The organism is Chromatiales bacterium 21-64-14 (assembly GCA_002255365.1).
Lineage (GTDB): Bacteria > Pseudomonadota > Gammaproteobacteria > 21-64-14 > 21-64-14 > 21-64-14.
In genome coordinates this window covers 1-23,637 of the sequence record NCBI01000034.1, presented here as the reverse complement: position 1 = coordinate 23,637, position 23,637 = coordinate 1, and the positions used below count along the sequence as shown (strand labels likewise).

Genomic DNA, 23,637 nt, shown 5'->3' with positions numbered 1-23,637 from the left:
CCGCCAGCTAGGGTAGCGGTCTGGTGGGACGGAGCTTTAACCCGAATGACACCTACTTGGTGCCCGTATCGTAACCGTGGCCATGAAATCCACGGAACTCACCGACAATCGCGCGACGCTTTAAAGGGTCCCGCGATTGGACCCACGCCGGTTTAGGCCGGCTTCAACGCACTGAGCTTAAGAAAGCGCCAAGTGCCCCTGGCCCGCATGATTCATGACGGGTCGCAGAGGATGGCGAGGTTCGCAGCCGCCTGCGCGAATATTGTGGGTCCACGCCACTTCGCGCGGGCGGCGCTGGGTACCCCTCAGCGGGGTGGTTCACCGTGGGGGTTAGTGGTCGCCGACTTGGTCGGTGGACGTACCAGCCGGATGATGGCATCGATGCCTGGGCATTCTTGCTTGAGCGCCAATGCGTACCAGCGGTCCGCCTGTGTGAAGTCGGTGGGAACTCCGATACCCAATTCGTGCATCCGGGCGAGCGCGATTTGCGCTCGACAGTCGCCCTCCGTCGCCAGGCGCAACCACTGCGCGCGTGCCGTGCGGTAGTCACCGCGTTTGAACGCTGTGGTTGCCGTCGCCATGGGATTCGCTGTGGATGCGGAGTCGAGCCCGGGGGTGGTAGGTAGTTGCAGGGTCTGCAACGCGGCCAGGGCACGGTCGTTGCCCTGCTCGGCCGCGCGGCGGATCCAGTACAACGCCTTGTCCTTGTCCTTGTTGGTGCCGTAGCCGTAGTAGTAAAGGTAGCCGAGGGTGTATTCGGCGTCCGGGTTACCGACCTTCGCCAAGGGTTCCAGGAGACGCAGGGCTTCGATATAGCGCCCCGCGTGGTACGCAAGCCGCGCTTGCTGAATGCCCGTCGTCGGTGTTGTGGCGGCTGGGTGCGCCGGCGTCGGTGTCGCAGGGCGCTGCGCGGCACACGCCGTCAGGACACAAACGCTCAGGCACAAGAGCATCCCGATGGGACGCTGGACTCGGCTCCGGGTCGTCAGCATCGGGTCGCCGTGCGATGGTTCCAGCTTGGCCCGGTACCGGGCGCTACCCAGCGCCGCTCATTGGCCGTGTGTGCCGACGTCCGGTGTGTCCCGTCAGCCGGGCATTCGCGTGTCCCGGTGGAAAGCGCCGGCGCGCAGTTCCGGCGGTGCGAGGCCGGGTAGGCGGAGAGATGTATATCCATGGCGTCAGGCAGCGTATTACATTTCCAAGTGTGCTGCAAACCATCGGGTTGCAAGGTGCATGGCGTGTTGCGCACTACGTTGGCGGGCTGAAGGATGGAAGACCAATTCAACCCAAGTCAGGCCTGTTGGATTGCCTGGAACGGAGGGGCCTCCAGCAGGACGCTATCCAGCGGCTGCGGTTTTCCGATGTGGTATCCCTGGGCGTAATCCACCTTGAACATCCGCAGGGCCTTAAGGATCCCCTCGCTCTCCACGAATTCCGCGGTGGTCTGGATACCCATGACGTGAGCCACGTGGTTGATAGCCTTGACCATCGCACGGTCAGTGGCGTCATGTACGAGGTTCTTCACGTAACTCCCGTCCAATTTGAGGCAGTCCACAGAGAGATTTTTCAGATAAGCGAATGAGCTCAGGCCACTTCCGAAGTCATCCAGCGCGAAACGACAGCCCATCTCCTTGAGCACCGCAATGAAGTGCGTGGCGCTGGAGAGGTTGGCGATGACGGCCGTTTCGGTGATTTCGAAGCTTATCCTGCGTGCATCAATTCCGGCGCCCTCCAGTTCCTCTACCACGAACTTCAGGAACGTCTCGTCCGAGAGTGACTGTCCGGACAGGTTGATGGCGCAGGTGCTCATGCCCTTCAGCGCTCCGGTGTTCCGCGCCAGCGCCGCGACCGCGGTCCTAACTACCCAACGGTCTACGGCCGGCATCAGGTGATAACGTTCCGCCGCCGGGATGAAGGCGTGGGGAGGAATCACCTCGCCCTTGGCGCCCAACATACGCAGGAGCAGTTCACAGTGGTTTCCGACCACGCTCTGTTTCGAGATTCCCAGAATCGGCTGGTAATACAGTCGGAACCGGTTTTCGTCCAGTGCCAACTGTATCCGTTGCAACCATTGCATCTCACCTTGGCGTTGCGCTACGGCGGTATCATCGGGCTGGTACAGGTGTACCCGATTACGGCCCTGATCCTTGGCCACGTAACAGGCGGAGTCCGCCGCGCTCAGGACGTCAGAGAGAGTTCCGCTGCTCGAGTCCACGGGCACCAGCCCGATGCTGACGCCGACCCGGAACGTCTTGCCCTTCCACGGGAAGCGGAACGCTTCGATCGTTTTGCGCAGATCTTCTGCGACCTTTTGCGCATTGGCCAGGGTGCAACCCTCCAGCAGCGCGCCGAACTCATCCCCGCCGAGACGGGCGATCGTATCGCTCTCTCGGATCTTCTCACCGAACAGAGCGGTGATCTGCTTGAGCAGTTCATCCCCGGCGCCATGTCCGCAGGTGTCGTTCACTACCTTGAACTGATCCAAATCCATGTAACATAGGGCATGGTGCTTGCCATCGTTGCGCGCGGTGGTGAGTGCATTCTTGACTCGCGCTTCGAATTCCCGGCGGTTGATAAGTCCGGTCAGGGCATCATGGGTGGCCTGATGGCTCATCTGCCGCGCGAGTCCGCGCAGCTTGGTCACGTCGTGCAGGGCCACTACCGCACCAATTACTTGGCTTGCCAGATCCCGGATCGGGGCAGTAGTCACCTCGATGGAATATTCTTGTTCCTGCTGGCGGTGCAATAAAGCGGTGTTGCCGGGCAGGCCCACGGTCCGATTTTCCTGCAAGCATTTTCCCACCGGGTCGGGTGCCGGGCGCCGGGTCACCTCGTCCACCAGGCACAGAACCTTTTCGAGGGGCAGGCCGCGCGCTTCCCGGAGCCTCCAGCCGGTAAGCTGTTCGGATCTTGGATTCAGGTATTCGACCACGCCTTTGACATCGGTGGTGATGACGCCGTCGCCAATGGATTCTAGCGTTACCTGTATCTTTTCCTTTTCCTGGTGGAGCGATTCCTGGGCATAACGTAGAATCGTCACGTCCCGGATAATGCCCTCGATCCCGGCGATCGACCCGTCGGGCGCATGGTAGAAGTGGGCATTGATGGACGCCCAGATACGCGCGTCGGTCTTGGTTTTCAGCGCGACCTCGAAGTTTTCCAGCACGCCGAAACCCCGGCCCAATTCGTCCGCCATCCGCGTCTCGTCGGCGGGGTTTGCGTACAGCGTTGAAAAGGCGAGGCCGGTGAACTCCGCGGGCGGGAACCCGAGCAATTGCAGAACCGAGGGGGTGGTCCAGGCGATGTGGCCTGCGGTGTCGGTACGGTATACCACGTCCTGCATATTGTGGAAGATGGAACTGAGCTGGCGTTCGGACGCGCGGATCTGGTTCTCCGCGCGCTTTCGTTCCTGTACCTCGCCCGCAAGTGCTGTGTTGGTGGATTCGACCTGCATTCGCGCGTGCTCGGATTGCTGGCGCGCCGCGGCGAGGCGTGAGATCAGATCGGTATTCTCGATGCCGAGTTGGAACGAGCGGTGCAGGGTCCGGTCGATATGCCGCGCGGCTAGCGCCAGCAGGCCGGCGAACAGCAGGTTCATGGTTCCTAGCGCAAGGTAGGTTGTATGTTCCTGTAAATAGAACCAAGCGCTGATTGGGATAAACGCCGGGATCAGGAATAGCAGGAACGAACGATAGGAGGCGGCCATCGCGGACAGGGCTGCGGCCCCCAGCCCCCACAGCGCGAATACCAGGAATACATGCTCGGTGAACCCGCTGAAGCGGGCTACGAGCAGGGCGCCGGCGCCCCATGTGAGCCCTGCGCACAGGGTCGCGCCGTTGAATCGCCGGTACCACATTGCCAAGTCACGGGGGCGTTCCGCGCGCCAGTAGCGGTATACCAGGATGAACCGGAATGCACCCAGGAGGGTGGCGGTGGCTAGCCAAGCCATCAGCGGCTCCGTGGGCACTATAGTCCGCAGGAGCGGATAGAGCGCCACCGCTCCCGCCAGCATGGCAATCCACGGGCCGGTGCGGCGGGCATAAAGCAGATCGAGCCGCCCGGCGTGTAACTGCTGGCGCCAGTGGGTCCCCGGTGGGGCGCCAGCCGGATCGAACACCGGGTCGGTGGGTCTTCGTTCGGTCATGTGCCGCCCATCTCCTGGTGTGCGGTGCCAACGGCCGGTCCCGGGCCACAGAATCCCTGAAACTGTAACGGCCCGACGATGGCGAACTTGAAAGGATCTACAGATCGGCCACGGTTCTGCCGCTAACCGGCAGTTAAGCGGCCCCATGCATGGGTGGTCCGCCCGCGTAGGAAACCAAGGCCTATGTCTACAGCCCCCGATTGGGTCCCGCCCGCTCCGCGTCTGCGCCTTCCGGAGCAAAGGCCCAGCGCCGGCGACGGGCCCGACCTGCGCCGCCCGGCCCTGGAGTCCTGGCTGCACGACCTCCCAATGGCAGATCCGGAGCAGGCGGGTGATCGTCTCCTGGAGACCTTGCGGGATTTCAACCGCACCCGCATGCCGGAAAGGCAGCGCGCGGAGGCGCTGGCGCTGTTCCGTATCCCCGTGGCCCAGGCAATGGATGCCTTGATCGCCCGCTACGCACAGGCGCCCCTGCCCTTACGGGAGCGCTATCGCCGCTGCGCGGAGCGGGTCCATGAGCTCGCGGTGGAAGCGGCCTATGCAGAAAAGGCCCTCGTGCTCCAGGCAGCAGCTGACGGGTTGGTCGATAGCCGCGCCCGCGCCCGGTATCGTGCTGCCCTGGTGGACGGTGTGCGAGCCCTGGGACGGGTCCTGCTGGAACACTACCGGGTCTATGCGCCGGAGCCGCAGGGAATCTGGGCGGAACTCCACGAGCTTTATCGCCATGCTGAGCACCTGTCCGCGTGTGGATCCCCGGAGACACCGGTGGCGGACGATCCCAGCAGCCCTTTGGGGCCGGTCCACGAATATCAGCGTGTGGTTCTGCTGGCCCTGGCGAATCCCTACCACTTGATGCAGGGCGAGGTCCAGACGCTCTACGACGCCCTCCACGGATGGGCAGCCCAGGCGCGTCTGTACGTGCCCGATGACGGGAATCTCCTCGGCCGATTCTTCATCACCCTGGACACGGATCTTCCCCCCGGTTTCGGTTTTGCTCAGCACCGCAGGTCCGCCGCGGCGCTTCGGGTGGTCGAGCACGCCGCGGTGCTGCGTGAGGTGTCGAAGCGAATCGCCGCGTTCAGTGATCCGGGTAAGGGGGGGCAGGTTCCCACTCCCCTGTCGTTGGCACAGCGGCTGGAGCGCGGCATGCTGTTCCGGCTGAAACGGGCGTGGTCGGCCCGGGTCCCGCGCCAGCATTCCCGCACGCCGCGCGCGTCTCCGGTACGCCTCGCTGTGGGGATCAGCGCCTGCCACCACTTTCTCTGCGCCGAGTCGGCGTTCTGCCCGGAACGGGATGAGGTGCGGATGCGCGGGGGCAACGCGGCAGTCCGGGTTCATGCCCTCTCCCTGGTACCCAAGGAGGTCGAGCCCTGGCGTATCCAGGATGCGGAACAGCGGCTCACCAGTGGGATTGCCACCCCACGCCAGTCGCACTTCGATCCGGAGGATCTGCAACGGGACGTTTGGGAGAAGATCTACGCTCGGGCAATGGATGCGGGCGCGGGTCCAATGCGGTTCCAATGCTGTACCTGGAACCGGCACGATGTCAGCGCCGGGGGTATGTCGGTGCGTGGCATAGCCCCAGCGGGGATCGAGGTCCGTGTGGGAGAACTGGTTGCCTTCGGGGAGTCCGATAGTCGGCCCCGTACCTGGGCGCTGGGGGTTATCCGGTGGCTCAAGGTACACCCGGACAGTCACATGGAGGCGGGCATCAAGGCCCTGGCGGAACGGGCCGCCCCGGTGGCGACCCGCGGCGTTGCCGGCACCGGGGGAGGGACCGAATACTTTCGCGCGCTGGGGGTTCCCAGGCCGGGGCAGGATGCCATGGACACACTGATCGTGCCCGCGGCGGTGTACGATCTGGGCACGGTTGTGGCGATCAACCTGGGAAACAAGCTGCTCTACGTTCGCCTCACCAAGCTGGCGGAGACCACCCGGGCATTCTCCCAGTTTGAGTACCGGGGTGTCGCGGCACCGGCCAGCGAACGCAATTTCATGCCCGCGATCCCGCACGGGCACTAGCGCATATTTCTCACCGGTCTTCCGCCATGGGCGCCGCTGCGCTCGTCAGGTCGGGGCGTACTTCGTTGTGCCCGTCGTGGTGTTATGTCGGCCATACCGAAGGCGGGCTGCGGTCCGCGTGTTCCGTCCGAAAGGCGCCTCGGCGCCCGCGCGACGAACACCGATCAGAAACGCGGGCTATGACGTGCCGCTCAGGCAACCGGTGGACCGGCGGTGCCGTCGTCGTCCGATGTCGTTTCGGATTCTGCGTCTTTGTCCTCAGACTCACGGACAAAGAACCGCGAGAACCATACCCCTGCTTCGAACAGGAACCACATCGGTACCGCCAGCAGTACCTGTGAGAGCACGTCCGGCGGGGTAAGCAGCATTCCCACCACAAAGCATCCAACGATGACGTAGGGCCGGAAGTAGGCGAGCTTTTTCGGCGTGGTAACCCCGGTCCACACCAACAGAATCGTGGCAATCGGTGCCTCGAATGCCACCCCGAACGCGAAGAACATGGTGAGAACGAAGTCCAGGTACTTCGTGATATCCGTCATGATCGCGACCCCGTGGGGCGCGGTCCGGGTAAAAAAACGGAACATCAGCGGGAAGACCACGTAGTAGGCGAATGCCATTCCACCGTAGAACAGGGCGGTGCTCGATATCAGCAGCGGCAGGATCATGCGCTGTTCGTGGCGGTAGAGTCCTGGCGCCACGAACGCCCATACCTGGTAGAGCAAATAGGGCATGGCCAGAAACACCGCCACCACGAGGGCGAGCCTGAACGGGGCGAGGAACGGTGAGGTGACATCGATCGCGATCATGCTGCTGCCGGCGGGCAACTGCCGGGTCAGGGGGCCGGCAAGCATGGTGTACAACGGGTCCGCATAGGCCGACAGCGCCAGGAACAGAACGGTCACCACCACCAAGCTGCGCAGCAGCCGGCTGCGCAGTTCGAGGAGATGGGAGATGAACGGCTGCCCTTCATCCCCCTCCGGCTCCGCCGGTCTATCCGTTTCCGCCATGGGTTCCGTCCCGATGGTCATCGGGCCTGGTTGGGTTTTCGGCGCGTGGCTGGTCGGTGTCGCCAGCGGATGTCGCCGTGGCGGGTGCTGGATCCGTGTCTGCGGCGGGCGGAATCGGGTGATCCACGATGGGCGTCGCGGGGTCTGCGGAGATGTCAGCGTCCTTCGAACTGGCTTCCGGAACCTCCTCTATCAGTTCCCGGTGGGAGGCGCGCTCCAGCGCGGCAACGTCCCGGCGGAAGTCGTTTTCCGTCTCGTCCAGCATTTGCTTGATTTCCTGCATGCTGCCGTCCTTCGTGAGACTCTTCTTCAGTTCCTCCTGCTCCAACTCACGCTGTATGTCGGCACGCACGGTGTCTACCATGCGGCGCATGCGGCCCATCCACAGCCCGGCGGTACGCGCCAGCTGCGGAAGGCGTTCCGGGCCCACGACCACCAGGGCCACTACCAGAACGACCACCAGTTCCCAGAAGCCGAAATCAAACATGAAAGTGTGTCAGACGCCAGTTCAGTGCGGCCAGGAGTGGCGCGGCAAATACCTCGTCCCCGAAGGGCCTTCGGTATCCACAGCCCACGGACGGCGGGGGCTAAACCTTGTTCTTTTCGTGGCGATGGGCCTCGCCCTCGATTACGTGTCCAGGCGCTTCTTTTGGACTCGGCGTCTCATCGGTGCTCTCCGGTTCTGCTTCCGTTCCATCGTGCATGGACTTGCGGAAGCCGCGGATCGCGGACCCCAGGTCGGAGCCGATGTTGCGCAACCGCTTGGCGCCGAACAGCACCAGCACGATCAGCAGGATGATGACAAGCTCTTTGAAGCCAAAACCCATTTCCGTTCCCCTGCGGGCGGCTGAACTGCAGCCCTAGCGCGCGCTCCGACCTGCCTTCTCATCAAGGCCGGAAACACCGAACCTACGTTCCAACTCCCCGAGGACATCCCGGGGCCCGAGCCCGTGGCTCGCGAGCAGCACCAGGGTATGGAACCAGAGGTCGGCCGTTTCATGGACGATCTGCCGCGCGTCGTTTTGCTTCGCGGCCAGGAGCGTCTCGGTGGCCTCCTCGCTGATTTTGCGCAGGATCGCGTCCTGCCCCTTGTGATACAGCGAGGCTACGTAGGAACTCCCCGGGTCGGCCTCCTTGCGTGCCTCCAGAATGGCGCCCACTCTGACCAGGATATCATCCATAGATCTCTCGTGGGTCCTTGATAACAGGTTCAACCGTTCGCCAGCTGCCGTCGTCGAGGCGCTGGAAGAAACAGTGGTGACGTCCGGTGTGGCAGGCGATCCCGCCCTGCTGTTCCACCCGGAGCAGCACCGTGTCCCCGTCGCAGTCGAGACGGATCTCACGAACCCGTTGCTCATGTCCCGACGATTCGCCCTTATGCCAGAGGCGCCCCCGTGACCGGGACCAGTACACTGCGTGGCCGGTGGCCGCGGTCTGTTCCAGGGCCTCGCGGTTCATCCACGCGAGCATCAGTACTGCGCCGCTCTCCGCTTCCTGGGCGATGGCCGGTACCAAGCCGTCGGTGTTCCAGTGAACCTGATCCAGCCAAGGAATGTCCATAGTGAGAGTTTCGGGCTAACCGGACCAAGTTTCAAGGGCGGGGTTCAGCACCGGGGTCGCCGCGCCGTGGCTGTCGCCAGAGCCCCCCACAGGGGCGTTCCAGACCCCGGTTACAGGCGTACCTCGATCCCGCGCTCGGCCATATAGGTCTTGGCCTGGCGGACCGTGTAATCGCCGTAGTGGAAGATACTCGCCGCGAGCACCGCGTCGGCGCCGCCCGCGCTTACCCCGGCTACCAGGTGGTCCAGGCTTCCCACCCCCCCGGAGGCGATCACCGGGACTTCCACCGCGTCAGCCACCGCCCGGGTCAGCGCCAGATCGAAGCCCTCCCGGGTCCCGTCCCGGTCCATACTGGTGAGCAGGATCTCACCGGCCCCGTATTCCGCCATGCGGCGCGCCCATTCAACGGCGTCGATGCCGGTGGAGCGGCGTCCGCCGTGGGTAAACACCTCCCAGCGTGGACCTGTTTCCGCGTCCCCGACCCGCTTGGCGTCAACCGCTACCACCAGGCACTGGGCGCCGAAACGCTGCGCCGCCTCGCGCACGAACTCTGGATTGTGTACCGCGGCGGTGTTGATGGCGACCTTGTCGGCGCCGGCCTTGAGCATGCGGCGGATGTCCTCTACGCTGCGGATCCCGCCGCCCACCGTGAGCGGGATAAATACCTCTGCGGCGACCTGTTCCACTACCCGGACCATGGTCTGGCGCTCGTCGGAGCTGGCGGTGATGTCCAGGAAGGTGAGTTCGTCGGCGCCCTGCTCATCGTAGCGGCGCGCGATCTCCACCGGGTCTCCGGCGTCCCGGATCTCCAGGAACCGCACCCCCTTCACCACGCGACCAGCGTCCACGTCCAGGCAGGGGATGATGCGCTTCGCGAGGCTCAATGGCCGACTCCCGGGTTTTTCCCGGGGAGGCTACCCGGCTTTACCGGTGGAACTTGTGTTCCTGGGCCGGGGCGCCGGGTCACTTCAGGCGGGTCCGCACAATTCGTCGGCGAGGCGCTGCCCATCGGCCAAGTCCAGAGAACCTTCGTAGAGGGCACGTCCCACGATCGCTGCCATGATGCCTTCATCGGCCACACCGCACAGCGCGCGGATGTCGTCCAGGTTCCGGACTCCTCCGGAGGCGATCACCGGGATATGGATCGCGCGCGCCAGGGCGGCGGTAGCATCCGTGTTTACGCCGCTCATCATCCCATCCCGACCGATGTCCGTATAAATGATGGCTTCCACACCGTCTTGTTCGAAGCGGAGCGCCATGTCGATCACGTTTTGGTTCGACAGCTTGGACCAGCCCTCGATGGCGATCTTGCCATCACGTGCATCTAGTCCGACCAGGATATGACCGGGGAATTCCAGACAGAGATTGTTGACGAAATGCGGTGTCTTGACCGCCTGGGTGCCGACGATTACGTATTGGACTCCCGCGTCCAGATAGGTCTGTACCGTGTCCTCGTCGCGGATGCCACCTCCCACTTCGATGGGCAGGTCGGGAAACGATTCGGCGATCTCCCGTATTACCGCCGCGTTCACCGGGTGCCCTTCAAACGCACCGTTGAGATCCACGACGTGCAGCCGTCGTGCGCCGGCCTTGGCCCACCGGCCGGCCATCTCCAGCGGATCGTTGGAGAACACGGTTTCATCCTCCATACGGCCTTGGCGCAGGCGCACGCACTTGCCGTCCTTCACGTCAATGGCGGGTATCAGCAACATGATGAGGCCCCTATCCTCGTGTCTCGTTGCGCCGGTCCACGCCGGCCCGTAAGTTTCCCGATTGGGTCAGAGTTTTCCATCCCAGTGGAGAAAATTCGCCAGCAGCGCCAAGCCCGCACGCTGGCTCTTCTCCGGGTGGAACTGCACAGCAAAGATATTATCCTGCCCCAGAGCGGAAGCGAATCCCCGACCGTAGGGGGTAGTGCCCGTCACCAGTCTAGGGTCTTCCGGTACTACATGGTAACTGTGCACGAAATAGAACCGGCTGTCCTGGGGGATATTTTCCCAGAGCGGATGGGTGCCGGCCTGGTGCACACGGTTCCAGCCCATGTGCGGGATTTTCAGGCGTGCGCCTGATGCATCGGTCAGGCCTGGCGGGAAGCGCGTGACGGCGCCGGCGAACACGCCCAGCCCCTGGGTCCCGCCGTTCTCTTCGCTGGTTTCCATGAGCGCTTGCAATCCCAAGCACAACCCGAGGAACGGGCGTTCGCGCAGACATTCGCGGATCGCCGCGTCGAGACCGTGCTCGCGCAGGCGCACCATGCAGTCACCGATTGCGCCCTGGCCGGGGAACACGACCCGGTCCGCGTCCCGGATCAGGCGCGGGTCCCCAGTCACGCAGACGTGATCATCGGGCGCCAAATATTCGAGCGCCTTATGTACGGAGCGCAGGTTGCTCATCCCGTAGTCGATGACAGCGATTGTGCTCATGGGTGATGTGACAGGCTCAGGGTTCGCGGCGCACGGGTTGAGCGGGTTTGGCCAGAGTCCTGGCGCCGATCCGTTCGTGGGGCTCGTGCCGGAATTCGGACCGCCGCGACACGGCGTGCGTGTGCGTCGGGTTCCTGGTGCCGGGGTACGGGCAGGCCGATCGGTCAGAGACTCCCTTTGGTGGACGGTGTTTGATCGAGTGCGCGCGGGTCCGGTTCCACCGCCATCCGCAGGGCTCGGCCGAAAGCCTTAAAGACGGTTTCCGCCATGTGGTGAGCGTTGCGCCCGTGCAGCGTATCCACGTGCAGGGTCACCATCGCATGATTGACGAAGCCCTGGAAGAACTCCCGGAACAGATCCACGTCGAAGTCGCCGATGCGTGCGCGCGGAAACTCGACGCGGTATTCCAGCCCGGGGCGGCCCGAACAGTCGACGACCACCCGCGACAGTGCCTCGTCGAGGGGTACATAGGCATGGCCGTAGCGCCGGATCCCGCGCTTCTCCCCCAGGGCCTGGGTGAATGCCTGGCCGAGGGTGATGCCGATGTCTTCTACGGTGTGGTGCGCGTCGATGTGAAGGTCCCCTTGGGCCTCCACCGCCAAGTCCAACAGCCCGTGACGCGCCACTTGGTCCAGCATGTGTTCGAGGAACGGAACGCCGGTGTGGAAGGAGGCCTGCCCGCTGCCGTCGAGGTTTACGCTGACCTGGATCCGGGTCTCCTGGGTGGTGCGCTCGGTGCTGGCACGGCGGGGCACGGATTTCCGCTCCTGGGGCGTGGGACTCACCCAGCCATGATACCGGCAACGGCGGTTCCGGGAAATAGTAAATCTTTCAAGGTCAAAGCCCACCGTGGTGGTGCCAAGTTCGGGGGAGTAGTCTGATACGGGCACGCTTGGCCCTTCGTTGCATGAGCGCCATGAATCTGAAATCATTGGAATTGGACTAAGTTTCAGCAGAGGGGTGTGGCGCGGGTGACGGATCGGGGGGCGCGCAACGTCATCAGCCTGAGCCGGATCAAGGTCGCGTGCCAGGAGTGCTCCCTCGCGCAACTCTGCCTCCCCCTGGGGATCGGCAGGACCGACGTGGACCGGCTGGACGCCATCATCAAGCGCCGCCGCCCCCTGCAACGCGGCGATTACCTCTATCGGACCGGCGACCGGTTCCACGCGGTATACGTGATCCGATCCGGTTCCCTCAAGACTTGGGCGCCGGGTGAAGGCGGCGCGGAGCAGGTGACGGGCTTCCATCTCCCTGGTGAGATGGTGGGTCTGGAGGCCATCCATGCAGACCAGCACCGCTGCGCGGCCATCGCCCTGGAGACCACCAGTGTGTGCGAAGTGCCGTTCTCCCAGTTGGAGGAGCTGTCCGGCCGCGTGCCGGCGCTGCAGCAGCAATTGCACCGGCTCATGAGCCGGGAGATCCTCCGGGACCACGAGCACCTGCTGGTATTGGGCAAAAAGACCGCCGAGGAGCGGCTGGCCACGTTCCTGGTCAGCCTCTCGAACCGGCTCCGGGAACGGGGCTATTCCGCCACCGATTTCCGGCTCAGCATGGCGCGCGGCGACATCGCCAACTATCTGGGCTTGGCGGTGGAGACCGTGAGCCGGCTGTTCACCCGTTTCCAGGACCACGGATGGCTGGAGGTAGACCGTAAGCAGGTCCAGTTGAAGGATTCCGCCCGGCTCCAGGATCTGGCGGGGGTCCAGCCCTGCCAAGCAAAACCGCGCCCCCGCAACGAGGGTCAGCGTTAGCGTAGTAGTTCACGCATGACGTTTCGTGGCCCCGGTCTCAGGGTGGCGGTGCCACCTGGAGCCAGAATGTCACGGGTCCGTCATTGGTCAGGCTGACCTGCATGTGGGCACCGAAGCGACCGGCGGCGACGTGGGGATGGCGCGCACGGGCCAACGTCAGCAGGGCTTCGAACAGCCGCCGCCCCGCCGCGGGGGTTGCCGCCGGGGTGAAACTGGCGCGCGTGCCCTTCCGGGTGTCCGCCGCGAGGGTGAACTGGGGTATCAGCAGAATCGCGCCGTCCAGTTCAGCTACGCTGCGGTTCATGCGCCCGTCCCGATCCGGAAATACCCGGTAGCCGAGGACCCGGTCGAGCAGCCGCGCGGCTTCCCGTTCCGTGTCTCCGCGTTCTACGCCTACCAGTATCACCAAACCAGTGGCAATGTGTGCGATCACTTCGTCATCGACACGCACCTCCGCGCCGGTCACCCGTTGCAGCAGCCCGATCACGTCGGTGTTCCTCCCTGCGCAGCGATAACGGTCCTGGGATGGGGTGGCGGGGTCACGGGCAATATCGTGCGTGCGTGGGGGTTGCGGGACACGCAGTGCGGGGGGTCGACTAGGCCCCCTTGGGCATCGGGATAAGGCGTACCTTGAGCTCCTCGCGGTTTGCCGGGACGAAACCGTGTTTGGCGTAGATGTCCTGGGCGTCCTGGGTCTGCAGATACTCGAGGAAGCGCCGGGCGTTGACCGGGTTGCGCGCCTTGTTGAGGGGGCCGATCGCGTAGCCCACCTTGCTCCCCTGGTTGTAAGGCGCCGGGATCACCACGCCATCGATCTTACGCCCCGAGGCCTTGCCGTAGACCACCTCCGTGGCCCAGACGATGCCCGCGTCGGCTTGGCCGTGTTCGATCCGGTAGGGGGTTTCCCGGTGATGGCGGGAGGTAAACCAAGTCTTGCCGGGGATCGCCCAGCAACTCTTGCACTTCTTGTCGGCGGTCACCTTGTCGTAGATTCCAAGCTGCTTGAGCATCTCGGAGCCGTAGAACTTGAAGATGCCCTCGGTGAGGGGGTTGGGCAGGGATAGCACCACGTCGTCCCGCGCCAAGTCTTCGGGCCCCTTGATCCCCTTGGGGTTGCCGGCTGCCACCATCAGTTCCAGCTTATTGTGGGTGTAGATCATGTAGTCCCGCATGAGGCCCTTGGCGTGCAGTTTCTTCAGGTGTCCCAGGTTTACGCTGGCGAACAGGTCCGGCGTGCGGTTGGTCTTGCGCCCGTTGATGCTGCCCTGCTTGAGGATTTGTTGCTTGAGGATCTGCCCCGGTGGGATGGTTTCCACATAGACTGCTTTGATACCGGGGTTCTTCTTCTGGAAGTCGCGCATCAGATCTTCCATGACCATGAACTGGTTGCCGGCCAGATACATGACCAGATCCGAGTGGTAGGAGTCGCTTACATTGCCGTAGGTGATCTTCCCATCGGCGTGAAAGGTGCGGTAGTCGTGGCCTAGACCAGCGTCCTTGGCCCCGAGGGCCGGGGTGCTGACGATGCCGGCCAAGACCAGTGACAGGACCCCCAGGTAGCCCCACAGGTAGCGATTTTTCATGACAAACCCCCTCCCCACGGGCAATTATAATGATAGGAAACGTAGCGTCCGGGCGGCCCCCGGTACGTCACGTTTCAAACGACAAGACGCCCGGTGTTGCGGCTTTATTCCCGGTGCGGCTGGTGGGGAACGGCGGGGCGGTTGCCCCCGGCGTTGCCGGATGCCTTGGGGACGGTGGGGGTATTGGACGGTGGCAGCGCCAGGAGGTGTTTGCTCAGCGCCCCGTCGAGGTGGTAGCTCAGGCCTTGAGCCGGCCGCGCCAGGACCAGTTCCGGATCGGTTTCCTGAAGGATGAAGCGCACCGGGGTCTTGCGGCCTTGCAGGTGAACGACGATCTCGCCCAGGGACTTGCCAGCATGGTAGCGCTGCACATCAAGGGCCTGCGCATCGTGCCAGCGATTAACCAGGGCCTGGATTTGGTCTGCGGTCACCTTGGGTTGTGGCGGATCCAGGGTCCAATCGCCGTTGGCGTTGCGGCGCAGGTGGAGTGCCGGCAGACGCAGGGAGAGAATCCGTGTCTCCTCGGGTAGCAGCGTCAGGTCCACGAAGCCGGTGGGTCCCATGGTCAGGAAGGGATAGACCGTGTCGTTGATCAGGTGCACCGTGTCACCGATCTGCACGTAGCGCCACTGGTTGATCGGGTCTGTTCCGCCGAACTTGATTGTCTCCTGGTTCAGGCGTAGGCGCGCCTTGGGTGGGTCCAGGTCCACGCCTTTGAGGTTCAGCCGCGCGGCGGAATAGTGCGCCAAGCTGCCGGCGGCGGCCGCGGCCTCTACCCCATCCACCCGCAGTTGGTTGGCGCGCGCCTGCAGCGGCGCGGTAATGCGCCACCGGCCGTGGGTCTTGGCCAGGGTGATGGCCGGGTGACCGGGCCGTTCGATAGCGATGGCGGTAATGTCATGCGGTGCCAGGGGGGTCAGGGGTGGCGGCGGCGGTGGTTTTTCCCGTCCGGGCCGGAAGTGGACCACCAGCGCCAACCCGAGGACGGTGGCGGCCAGGACGAGGTTGAGCAGGGTCCGGCTGCGCATCGGGCTCAGCGGGCGCGCCGGCGGTACCAGATCACGATCCCGCTTCCCAGCAGCAGCGCCGGCAGCACCAACAGCAAGCCGAAGCCGATGATCGCCTGCGCGTCGCTGCTCAGGGTCAGGGTCAGATCCGGGGCGGTCTTCGCTGGCACGTTGATGAACTGGTCGTTATGGGTGAGCCACTGAAAGACCTTGAGGCCCAGATTCGCGTTGCCGGCGTTACCCAGGTAGGCGTTGGAAAGGAAATCCCCGTTGCCGATGACCACCACCCGCTGGGACCGCGGTTCCGGATTGGGCGTGTTCGCGGCGGGGGTCTCTGTAGCGCGCGCGCCGGTTTTCCCGTGCGGCGTGGTTACGCCGGCGGGTGCCGTGGCCTTAACGCTGCGGGTCAGCGCTACGCCGATATTCAGGGGACCGTGTTGGTCCTTGCCCGGATTGTAGGCGACCGTGCCGGACAGGGCGCCCACGTGATCCCAGCTTTGCGCGCTGCTGGTCAGAAACGCGTCCGGGTTCCAGTCGCCGTGGTCTTTTTTGACCTGGATCCCGGCCGCCTCCGGGAACAGGGTCAGCAGGTCCATGCCGCGCGTGATGGGGGAATCGGGATAGTGGGTGACCAGGGCAAACGGGGCGCCGAACAGGCGCACCGCGGCCGGGTCCACGATAGTCCCCGGAAGGATCCGGATGCCCAGTTCCTTGGCCACGGGTTCCAGTCCATGCAAGGATCCCGGATCCTGGAGCCAAAGCAGGTTGCCGCCGTGACGCACGTAGGCGCGGATGGCGTCCACTTCGCCGGGGAGCAGGTTGACCCGGGGGCTGGCGATCACCAGCACCGTGGTATTGCGTGGGATGCTGGCAGTGGTGGCGAGGTTCAGGGTCTGCACCGTCACGCCCTTGTTCTTCAACAAGCGGCCGAAGTCTCCGAGGTCGAAGTTGGCCCGTCCATCGGGGTCGCGTTCCCCGTGGCCGGTCAGGAACACCGCCCAGCGGTGAGCGCCGCTTGCCACCCGCAGCAGCGCATTGGTCAACCCCGATTCACTCAGATGGGTGAGTTGCTCGCTGCGGCCCTTATATTGGATGACCAGTTCCCCGTCCACGGTGATGCCCAGATCCCGCACCTGGGCCGGAACCGTGTCCGGATTGACGAACACAAGATGGATGTCGGGCTTGATCCGCTGGTAACGGCCCACCAGGTCCTGGATCTGCTGGCGCAGTTGCGGCCGCTGCCGCGCATAGGCGGTGATGGTCAGCGGACCGTGGATCCTTGCGAGCAGTTCACGGCTCGCCTTGGACAGGGTGTTGCGGTGGCCCGCGGTCCAGTCCGCCTGATAGGTGTACTGGGTGCTGAGCCAGCCGAGCATTCCCACGATCCCCAGGAACAGCGCGACAAACGCGATATTCTGGAACCGGAGCAGCAGTCGTGACCTGGAGGTGACTTCCATGGTGCTAGCGGATCCCCGGGCTGCGGGCCGCGGCCCGGCCCGTCGTGGCAGCGGTCGGTGGGACCGATCCGGGATGGGGGCTGAAATATTTCAAAGCGCGCACGTTCAACGATTCCCGGCCGGTCAGTGTTGCAGGCGCTCGGCATCCAGACGGCGGATGCTCAAGACCAGAAAGGTTGTGATGAACAGCAGGTAATACACCACGTCCTGCGTGTTGAAGTTGCCCTTCAACAGGGATTCGTAATGGCGCTGGAGAGACAGATAGGCGAACGCGCCGCTCATGCCGGGACGGGAGTTGCCGGCCCAGTCGACTACCCAGAGCAGCAGCAGCAGACCAAAGGTGCTGATGGCTGCCACCGTGGGCTGACTGGTGAGGCTGGACATGAACAGCCCGGCGGCGCCGAACGCGGCCAGCAACAGGGCCAGACCCAGAAAGCCCGCCGCCAAGGTCCCGTAGTCGAGTCCGCTGCCGAGCAGCAGGGACAGGGGCATGAGGGCGATGAGGGCCAGCAGTATGGCGAAGAACAGCAGGAGACCCAGGTATTTGCCGAGCACGATATCGGTCATGGACATGGGCGCCGAGTACAGCAGGGGCAGGGTGCGGTTGCGCCGCTCATCGCTGATCAGACGCATCGTCAGCAAGGGGGCTACGAGCATCAAGATGAAAGCCGCGTCGCCCAGTATGGGCACCACCACCAAGTCCGTGACCCCGGGGGCGTTGGGAATGCTGGCCAGACGCGGCTGTATTACCTGGAAGTATTCGATCTGCGCGAGAAACAGCCACGCGAGCAGGAACATCACCACTGCCAGGATCGCCCAGGCGAGGGGGGAGAGAAACATACTACGCAGTTCGCGTCGTGCCAGGGTCAGGATCATGCCGCCTCCGTCGGCGCCGGGACGGGCCGCGCCTCCTGGTCCCGGTAGACCAGATCCACGAACAACTGTTCCAGGGAGGCGCGTTCCGGAATCAGTTCGCAGAGCCCCCAATGCCGTTCCACGGCGCGGGCGACCAGGGCCTCGGTCGGATCGGCGCCCGGCTCCAGGCTCAGACGCAGGCGCCCATCGCCCACGGACTGTACCTCGGCGACTCCGGGGATGGCCGCGAGCTCGGCGGCCGCGGGCGGATGACGGAACGCGGCGGTGAGGCCCTGCATCCGGGCGTCGCGGGTGACCTCGTCCATCGTTCCGTAGAGCACCTGCTCGCCGCGGTGGATCATCAAGACCCGGTTACAGATGGCCTGTACTTCGGGCAGGATGTGGGTGGAGAGAATGACGCTGTGCTCCTTGCCCAGTTCCTGGATCAGGTCGCGGATCTCGCGGATCTGGATCGGATCCAGTCCCACGGTAGGCTCGTCGAGGATCACTACCGCCGGGGTATGGATGATGGCCTGGGCGATGCCCACTCGTTGCTGATAACCCTTGGAAAGGTTGCCGATGAGCCGTGCGCCCACCGTGCCCAATCCGCAACGTTCCTTGGCGCTGCGCACCGCCTCCCGAATCCGTCCGCGGGGGATGCGGTTGATGCGGGCGCAGAAGCCGAGATATTCGTCGACGGTGAATTCCCGGTACAGGGGTGGCTGTTCCGGGAGGTATCCAAGTTGGGCCTTGGCACGCTGAGGGTGGTCCAGGAGGTCGGTGCCGTGGATCCATACCCGCCCGCTGCTCGGAGCGAGGTTGCCGCTGATGACCTGCATCGCGGTGGTCTTGCCGGCGCCGTTGGGGCCCAGGAACCCGAGCACCTCGCCCTTGCGCAGTTCCAGGCTCAGGCCGTGCACCGCACACAGTTCGCCATAGTAGCGGTACAGGTGCTCAACGCGGACCAGGACGTCATCAGCCATGCGTGTTACCAAGGCGAAACCGCGGAAGCAGCCGACGCTTCCTTGGCCCCGCATTTTCCAATACGGTTGATCAGAATACCCTCACCCTGACCCGCCGGTTTTATTAAAGTGGGCGGGAACGCAGGTTGGGAGGTCAATTTATAATGTTGTCATCTGCAGTTTCATCTAAGCACTGCGTTTCCATGTGTCCGGTAGGACTGATCGTGACAGCATCGCTCCAGGCGCGCAACCGTCTCGCTGTCGGTTCGCCGTACGGGCACGCAGGGTTCGACTGCATCCGCTGCGCCAGGTTCCCCGTGTCTGCGTGCCCCGCCTTCCGTCGGCCGTCGGTTGGATCGTTCTGCATGGCAGCGGGGAATGCGTCCCGATTTATGATCCGCCACCTGCATGCGGGTGGCGTGCATGACAGGGCCGGCCCTGATCGCCGAGCCGATGGTCGCTACTTGCCTCAGCCCGGTTGGGGTGCGGCGGTAGATGAATCGGGAAATCGGCTGCCGGAATGGTCCCACGGTGGCTGATCGTAATTCCCCGGGGGGCGGAACCGCCGGATCACCGGGGGGCCGCGGCCGGGATGGCCGCCGCCGCGCGGTCCGCCCAGGCGAGGGATTCCAAATATGCCCGGCGCAGAAACGGGATCGCAAGCTCTGTGCAGTGCAGTTGGTCCCACGTCCCCCGTTCGTAGGCCTCCGTGCAGGCGAGCGCCCTGCCCAGGACGCCTTCGCGGCGCAGCAGGGCGTGTGTGACGGCTTCGGACAGGGGCAGTTGTTCCAGCAGCTCCGCCATGGGGCGGTCCATGAGCGCGTCCAGGTTGGAAAACAAACCCACGGTAAAACCGGCCGTCGGTTCCGTGAAGCCCAGGCCCTCAGCGAGCTGCTCGCACATGTGGGCGCGGAACAGTGAGTTGTGCAGCAGTGCCCGGGGCTTGTCGTCAAGGTTGGAGAGGGCGAGCAGCATGGCCCAGCGCTGGATCGCCTTGTGCCCGAGATAGATGAGGGCATGATGGATGGAGTCCACCTTGCGGGGCAGGGCGAAGAACGCCGAGTTGATGTAGCGGAGCAGTTTGTAGCTCAGGCCCAGGTCTCGGGCGATGACCTGTTCCAGGTCCGTCGCCGTCAGGCCCGGGTCCTGCACCTTGGCCATGAGCTGGACCACCGCAAGCCGGTTCTGAGGAATCGTGGTGGCCTGGAACAGGGTCGGGCGGGAGAGAAAATAGCCTTGGAAATAGTCGAAGCCCAGGCCCCGGAAGTGGGCGAACTCCTCCTGGGTTTCCACCTTCTCCGCCAACAAGCGCGCCGGATAGTGGCGCAGCAGCTCCACCTGCCGGGCGATCGAGTCGCGGTCCTGGGCCCGCACATCGAGCTTGATGAACTCGGCCAGTTCCACCAGGGGACGCAGACTCTCCTGGAAGACGAAGTCGTCCAATGCGACGCGGTAGCCGGCGGCGGCCAGTTCTTCCACCGCCCGGATCAGGGCCGGGTCCACCTGCACGTCCTCGAGGATTTCCAGCACCACCCGCTCCGGGGGTAGCGCCCGCAGGTGTTCGCCCAACAAAAATCCCCGGGTGACGTTGATGAACGCGGGCTGTTCTCCTACCAGCAGATCCAGTCCGATCTCAAGGAAACTATTGACCATCACCTGTGCGGTGGCTTCATCGGCGTTGCCCACCTGTGCATAGTCCACGTTTCCCGCACGGAACAGGAGCTCATAGGCAACAACCCGCGCGTCGGCGTCGAAGATCGGCTGGCGCGCGAGGAATACCGTGGACGATGTGGGGTCCGGCATCGGGTCTTACCACGGGGCTCGGTGTCGATTCCCTACGGTACCGCGTTCTGGCGTCGGCGCATAGGGACGCGCCAGCGGAGATCTTGCGGCCGCGGCGCGGCGTTTCTTATGGTGGATGCGGAGCATCGGTAACGTGGCCCGCGACGCGCGCGTTTGCGGAACGTGCCGAAGTTAAATGGCGCTTATTTGAGCTCCGGGGGTTGCAGCCGGACCGGATCGTCGTGTTCCGTCACAGAAACCTCGCGTCTTGGTCCTTGGGTTCTGCGGCCACTTTTCTTGCGTCGGGCCCACCGGTATTCAACTGGATTCGGCTCCGGCGCAGAGGGCGGCAGGAAGTCCATGGCGAGGTGCCCGTCGGGGGTATCGACGTGGTCGCGCACCACCCGGGAACGTTGCGCCCGAAGCCCATCCCAGATGACCGGCGTTTGACCGCGCGGCACCCAGGTGCGTACCCGCGTGGGTCGTTCGGAGAGGCCTGACTCGTCGATAAGAACGATTACCAGGCGTGCGCGGCAGGTTTTTTTGAGCGCAGGCCACGTACGCGTCTTCTACTGCGCTCCGGCCTCTTTGTTGCGCTCGATCGCACGCCCCTCGGGCTTCTGGCCGGAGAAGCCCATGGCGCCCAGGATCCGCCACACATGGACGTCGCTGTATGTGATGCCGAACCGCTGCTCGATCAGCAGGCGTACCCGTGTGCGTGTCCAGAGGTCGGTGCCATATCCACTGGCAATGGGCCCGGCCAATAGCCGCTCGCGCAGTTCGTCCAGCTGTTCGGTCGACATCAATGCGGGACGGCCTCCCTTGCTCATCTCGCGCAGGCCCTCGATGCCATGTTCCTGCAAAACCCCAAGCCAGCGATACACGGTCTGTCGTGGTGCGCCAACGCTTCTGGCGACCTCGGGCGGTGTCTTGCCTTTTAACAGCAGGCGACCTGCACGAACCCGTCGCTTGGCCGCCTCGTCCATCTTTACCGCCATGGCCTACTCCCGATTTCAAACGGACATGGCAATTATGCGCAAAAGGCGGCAATATGTCATACGGTTATGTAATGTTCAATAGGTGGGCGCGCTCCCGGTATCCGCGGTCTCGGCGTAGGGTGGGCTGCGCGATCGGTGCGCACGTGCTGGCGGCGTCTCGGTGCTCGCGCGACGACCGCTGGGGGAAAATGTCGGCAGAGATCTGCGCTAAAGTGGTTGCGCCGCCGCCCGCTACAGGTTTTGGACAGGGCAGGGCATTTGCCTTATGATGGAAGAAACCCAGTCTTATGAGGGCCCGGATACCCGCGCATCGACGGGGGTACTTTCGACTCCGCCCTTGAACTCACCGAGGTACATCGTATGTTGAGCGGATTGCTGCATCTTCCGGTCTGGGGTCTCGTTCTGGCTACGTTGGCGCTGACCCATGTCACGATCGCCGCCGTCACGATCTTCCTGCACCGTCACCAGGCCCATCGCGCACTGGATCTGCACCCGATAGTGAGTCATTTCTTTCGGTTCTGGCTGTGGCTGACGACCGCCATGGTCACCAAGCAGTGGGTCGCGACCCATCGCAAGCATCATGCCCGCTGCGAGACCGATGAGGATCCCCACAGCCCGCAGGTCGCGGGGATCCGCACGGTACTGTGGCGCGGGGCCGAGTTGTATCAGGCGCAGGCCCGCAATTCGGAGACCCTGAGCCAGTATGGCCATGGTACCCCCGACGATTGGCTGGAGCGGCATCTATATGGTCGCGCCCCAAGCGCCGGTCCGGTTCTGATGCTGGTCACCGACTTGGCGTTGTTCGGCCTCGCCGGCATCGCCATCTGGGGCATCCAGATGCTCTGGATCCCGTTCTGGGCCGCTGGCGTGATCAACGGGATCGGCCACTGGTGGGGTTACCGGAACTTCAAGACAGAGGATGCCTCGACCAACATCACGCCGGTGGCGCTGCTCATCGGCGGCGAGGAACTGCACAACAACCATCATGCCTTCCCCAGCTCCGCGAAATTCTCCAGCAAGTGGTGGGAGATCGACCTGGGCTGGTGGTATATCCGCCTGCTGGCACTGGTACGGCTGGCGCGGGTTCGCAAGGTCGCCCCCCGGCCCCACTTGGTGGAGGGCAAGGGGCGGGTGGATATGGAGACCCTGCGCGCGGTGGCGGTGAACCGCTACCATGTCATGGCGGAGTTCGCCTCCCGGGTGCTGGTGCCGACCCTGCGGGACGAGCTGCAGCGCGCAGATCGCTCCTGCCGCAGCCTATACCGCCGTGCCCGCCACGGCGTGCTGCGCGATGACGCGTTCCTGGACGAACACGCCCGCACCAGTCTTAAGGAAGTGCTTAGCAGGAGTCAGCAGTTGCGGGTCATCTATGAGTTCAAGCGCCGGCTTCAGGAGGTCTGGGCCCGCTCCACCCCGAACCAGGACCGCCTGCTGCGCTCCCTGCAGGAGTGGTGCCATCAGGCCGAGGCGACCGGGATTCTCGTCCTGCAGGAATTCGCGGCACGCTTGGCGCGCTACCGTCTGCAGCCTGCATAGGTTCAGCGGGGACCCGAACGCAAGAAACCCGCCGTTGGCGGGTTTCTTGTTTAAACCTGTGGCTCGGCCTGTCGACCTGCGCCAGACACCGTGCTATTTGATCTTCGCCTCTTTGTAGAGCACATGCTTGCGGACCACCGGGTCGTATTTCTTGCGCTCCAGCTTGTCCGGCGTGTTGCGCTTGTTCTTGTTGGTGGTGTAGTAGTGCCCGGTCCCGGCGCTCGATACCAGCTTGATCTTTTCCCGCATGGCCGCGTCTCCTTAGACCTTTTCGCCCCGGAGCCGCAGTTGGCTCAGGACGTTGTCGATGCCCAGTTTGTCGATGATGCGCATACCGTTGCTGGATACCCGCAGCCGTACCCAGCGCCGTTCGCTCTCCACCCAGAACCGCTGGTAGTGCAGATTCGGCAGGAAACGGCGCCGTGTCTTGTTGTGGGCGTGGGAGACGTTGTTGCCCGAAATGGGGCGTTTCCCGGTTACCTGACAGACTCTGGACATCGCAGGAATTCTCCATAAACCGCTATGGGACGTGAACCGCGCTTTATAGCAG

Annotated in this window: 24 protein-coding genes; 3 read left to right on the top strand and 21 right to left on the bottom strand. The window is 64.1% G+C overall.

The genetic code is table 11. The features are described from left to right. Positions 1-305 precede the first annotated feature (305 nt). Together B7Z66_12835 and B7Z66_12830 are read right to left on the bottom strand one after the other, a co-directional pair. Positions 306-992 (bottom strand): hypothetical protein, encoded by a 687-nt coding sequence (locus B7Z66_12835; protein ID OYV75483.1) that lies wholly within the window; start codon positions 990-992, stop codon positions 306-308. A 299-nt stretch (positions 993-1,291) separates the two neighbouring features. Beyond that, positions 1,292-3,454, bottom strand: coding sequence for a hypothetical protein (locus B7Z66_12830; protein OYV75486.1), 2,163 nt, complete (start codon positions 3,452-3,454; stop codon positions 1,292-1,294). Positions 3,455-4,453: 999 nt separating this feature from the next. Here B7Z66_12830 and B7Z66_12825 point away from each other — a divergent pair. Beyond that, the gene (locus B7Z66_12825; GenBank protein OYV75482.1) at positions 4,454-6,166 is read left to right on the top strand and encodes a hypothetical protein; all 1,713 of its coding nucleotides are present in this window, start codon (positions 4,454-4,456) and stop codon (positions 6,164-6,166) included. Positions 6,167-6,357: 191 nt separating this feature from the next. Here B7Z66_12825 and B7Z66_12820 read toward each other — a convergent pair whose 3' ends face one another. From B7Z66_12820 to B7Z66_12780, 9 genes are all read right to left on the bottom strand, one after another. Then, positions 6,358-7,173, bottom strand: a complete 816-nt coding sequence (locus B7Z66_12820; GenBank protein ID OYV75481.1) for a twin arginine-targeting protein translocase TatC — start codon at positions 7,171-7,173, stop codon at positions 6,358-6,360. Further along, the gene (locus B7Z66_12815) at positions 7,157-7,660 is read right to left on the bottom strand and encodes a twin arginine-targeting protein translocase TatB (GenBank protein ID OYV75480.1); all 504 of its coding nucleotides are present in this window, start codon (positions 7,658-7,660) and stop codon (positions 7,157-7,159) included. The genes B7Z66_12820 and B7Z66_12815 overlap by 17 nt, the downstream gene beginning before the upstream one ends. A gap of 100 nt (positions 7,661-7,760) precedes the next feature. Beyond that, the gene (locus B7Z66_12810) at positions 7,761-8,000 is read right to left on the bottom strand and encodes a hypothetical protein (protein ID OYV75479.1); all 240 of its coding nucleotides are present in this window, start codon (positions 7,998-8,000) and stop codon (positions 7,761-7,763) included. 33 nt (positions 8,001-8,033) lie between these two features. Next, positions 8,034-8,354 carry a phosphoribosyl-ATP diphosphatase gene (locus B7Z66_12805; GenBank protein OYV75478.1) on the bottom strand — a complete coding sequence of 107 codons (321 nt, stop codon included), beginning with the start codon at positions 8,352-8,354 and terminating at the stop codon, positions 8,034-8,036. Then, entirely contained in the window at positions 8,347-8,733 is a 387-nt protein-coding gene (gene hisI, locus B7Z66_12800; protein OYV75477.1) for a phosphoribosyl-AMP cyclohydrolase, read from the bottom strand. The genes B7Z66_12805 and hisI overlap by 8 nt, the downstream gene beginning before the upstream one ends. Positions 8,734-8,843: 110 nt before the next feature. After that, positions 8,844-9,617, bottom strand: coding sequence for an imidazole glycerol phosphate synthase subunit HisF (locus B7Z66_12795; protein ID OYV75476.1), 774 nt, complete (start codon positions 9,615-9,617; stop codon positions 8,844-8,846). A gap of 84 nt (positions 9,618-9,701) precedes the next feature. Continuing rightward, the gene (locus B7Z66_12790) at positions 9,702-10,445 is read right to left on the bottom strand and encodes a 1-(5-phosphoribosyl)-5-[(5-phosphoribosylamino)methylideneamino]imidazole-4-carboxamide isomerase (GenBank protein OYV75475.1); all 744 of its coding nucleotides are present in this window, start codon (positions 10,443-10,445) and stop codon (positions 9,702-9,704) included. Between the two features lie 66 nt (positions 10,446-10,511). Next, a complete protein-coding gene (locus B7Z66_12785; GenBank protein ID OYV75474.1) occupies positions 10,512-11,156 on the bottom strand; it encodes an imidazole glycerol phosphate synthase subunit HisH in 645 nt (214 codons plus the stop codon). 164 nt (positions 11,157-11,320) lie between these two features. Beyond that, positions 11,321-12,088: an imidazoleglycerol-phosphate dehydratase gene (locus B7Z66_12780; GenBank protein OYV75473.1), complete on the bottom strand. Its 768-nt coding sequence runs from the start codon at positions 12,086-12,088 to the stop codon at positions 11,321-11,323. A gap of 39 nt (positions 12,089-12,127) precedes the next feature. Here B7Z66_12780 and B7Z66_12775 point away from each other — a divergent pair, with 39 nt between their 5' ends. Next, on the top strand, positions 12,128-12,907 hold the full coding sequence (locus B7Z66_12775) for a transcriptional regulator FNR (GenBank protein ID OYV75485.1): 780 nt from the start codon (positions 12,128-12,130) through the stop codon (positions 12,905-12,907). Between the two features lie 37 nt (positions 12,908-12,944). On the opposite strand, the gene B7Z66_12770 is transcribed toward B7Z66_12775, so the two are convergent. The 8 genes from B7Z66_12770 to B7Z66_12735 form a co-directional block, all read right to left on the bottom strand. Further along, positions 12,945-13,394, bottom strand: coding sequence for a D-tyrosyl-tRNA(Tyr) deacylase (locus B7Z66_12770; protein OYV75472.1), 450 nt, complete (start codon positions 13,392-13,394; stop codon positions 12,945-12,947). 109 nt (positions 13,395-13,503) lie between these two features. Next, the gene (locus B7Z66_12765) at positions 13,504-14,490 is read right to left on the bottom strand and encodes a hypothetical protein (GenBank protein OYV75471.1); all 987 of its coding nucleotides are present in this window, start codon (positions 14,488-14,490) and stop codon (positions 13,504-13,506) included. Positions 14,491-14,594: 104 nt separating this feature from the next. Next, positions 14,595-15,518 carry a hypothetical protein gene (locus tag B7Z66_12760; protein ID OYV75470.1) on the bottom strand — a complete coding sequence of 308 codons (924 nt, stop codon included), beginning with the start codon at positions 15,516-15,518 and terminating at the stop codon, positions 14,595-14,597. A 5-nt stretch (positions 15,519-15,523) separates the two neighbouring features. Further along, positions 15,524-16,954 (bottom strand): hypothetical protein, encoded by a 1,431-nt coding sequence (locus tag B7Z66_12755; protein OYV75469.1) that lies wholly within the window; start codon positions 16,952-16,954, stop codon positions 15,524-15,526. 123 nt (positions 16,955-17,077) lie between these two features. Beyond that, positions 17,078-17,830, bottom strand: a complete 753-nt coding sequence (locus B7Z66_12750; protein ID OYV75468.1) for an ABC transporter permease — start codon at positions 17,828-17,830, stop codon at positions 17,078-17,080. Then, positions 17,827-18,792 (bottom strand): ABC transporter ATP-binding protein, encoded by a 966-nt coding sequence (locus B7Z66_12745; GenBank protein ID OYV75484.1) that lies wholly within the window; start codon positions 18,790-18,792, stop codon positions 17,827-17,829. The genes B7Z66_12750 and B7Z66_12745 overlap by 4 nt, the downstream gene beginning before the upstream one ends. A 549-nt stretch (positions 18,793-19,341) precedes the next feature. Then, a complete protein-coding gene (locus B7Z66_12740; GenBank protein ID OYV75467.1) occupies positions 19,342-20,574 on the bottom strand; it encodes a hypothetical protein in 1,233 nt (410 codons plus the stop codon). Positions 20,575-21,122: 548 nt separating this feature from the next. Next, positions 21,123-21,551, bottom strand: coding sequence for a hypothetical protein (locus B7Z66_12735; protein ID OYV75466.1), 429 nt, complete (start codon positions 21,549-21,551; stop codon positions 21,123-21,125). A gap of 360 nt (positions 21,552-21,911) precedes the next feature. Between B7Z66_12735 and B7Z66_12730 the strand changes: the two genes are divergently transcribed. Continuing rightward, a complete protein-coding gene (locus tag B7Z66_12730; GenBank protein OYV75465.1) occupies positions 21,912-23,087 on the top strand; it encodes an acyl-CoA desaturase in 1,176 nt (391 codons plus the stop codon). A 93-nt stretch (positions 23,088-23,180) separates the two neighbouring features. Here the strand turns inward: B7Z66_12730 and B7Z66_12725 are convergent, their stop codons facing one another. After that, positions 23,181-23,336: a 50S ribosomal protein L33 gene (locus B7Z66_12725; GenBank protein OYV75464.1), complete on the bottom strand. Its 156-nt coding sequence runs from the start codon at positions 23,334-23,336 to the stop codon at positions 23,181-23,183. 12 nt (positions 23,337-23,348) lie between these two features. Continuing rightward, positions 23,349-23,585: a 50S ribosomal protein L28 gene (locus B7Z66_12720; GenBank protein ID OYV75463.1), complete on the bottom strand. Its 237-nt coding sequence runs from the start codon at positions 23,583-23,585 to the stop codon at positions 23,349-23,351. Between the last annotated feature and the right edge of the window lie 52 nt (positions 23,586-23,637).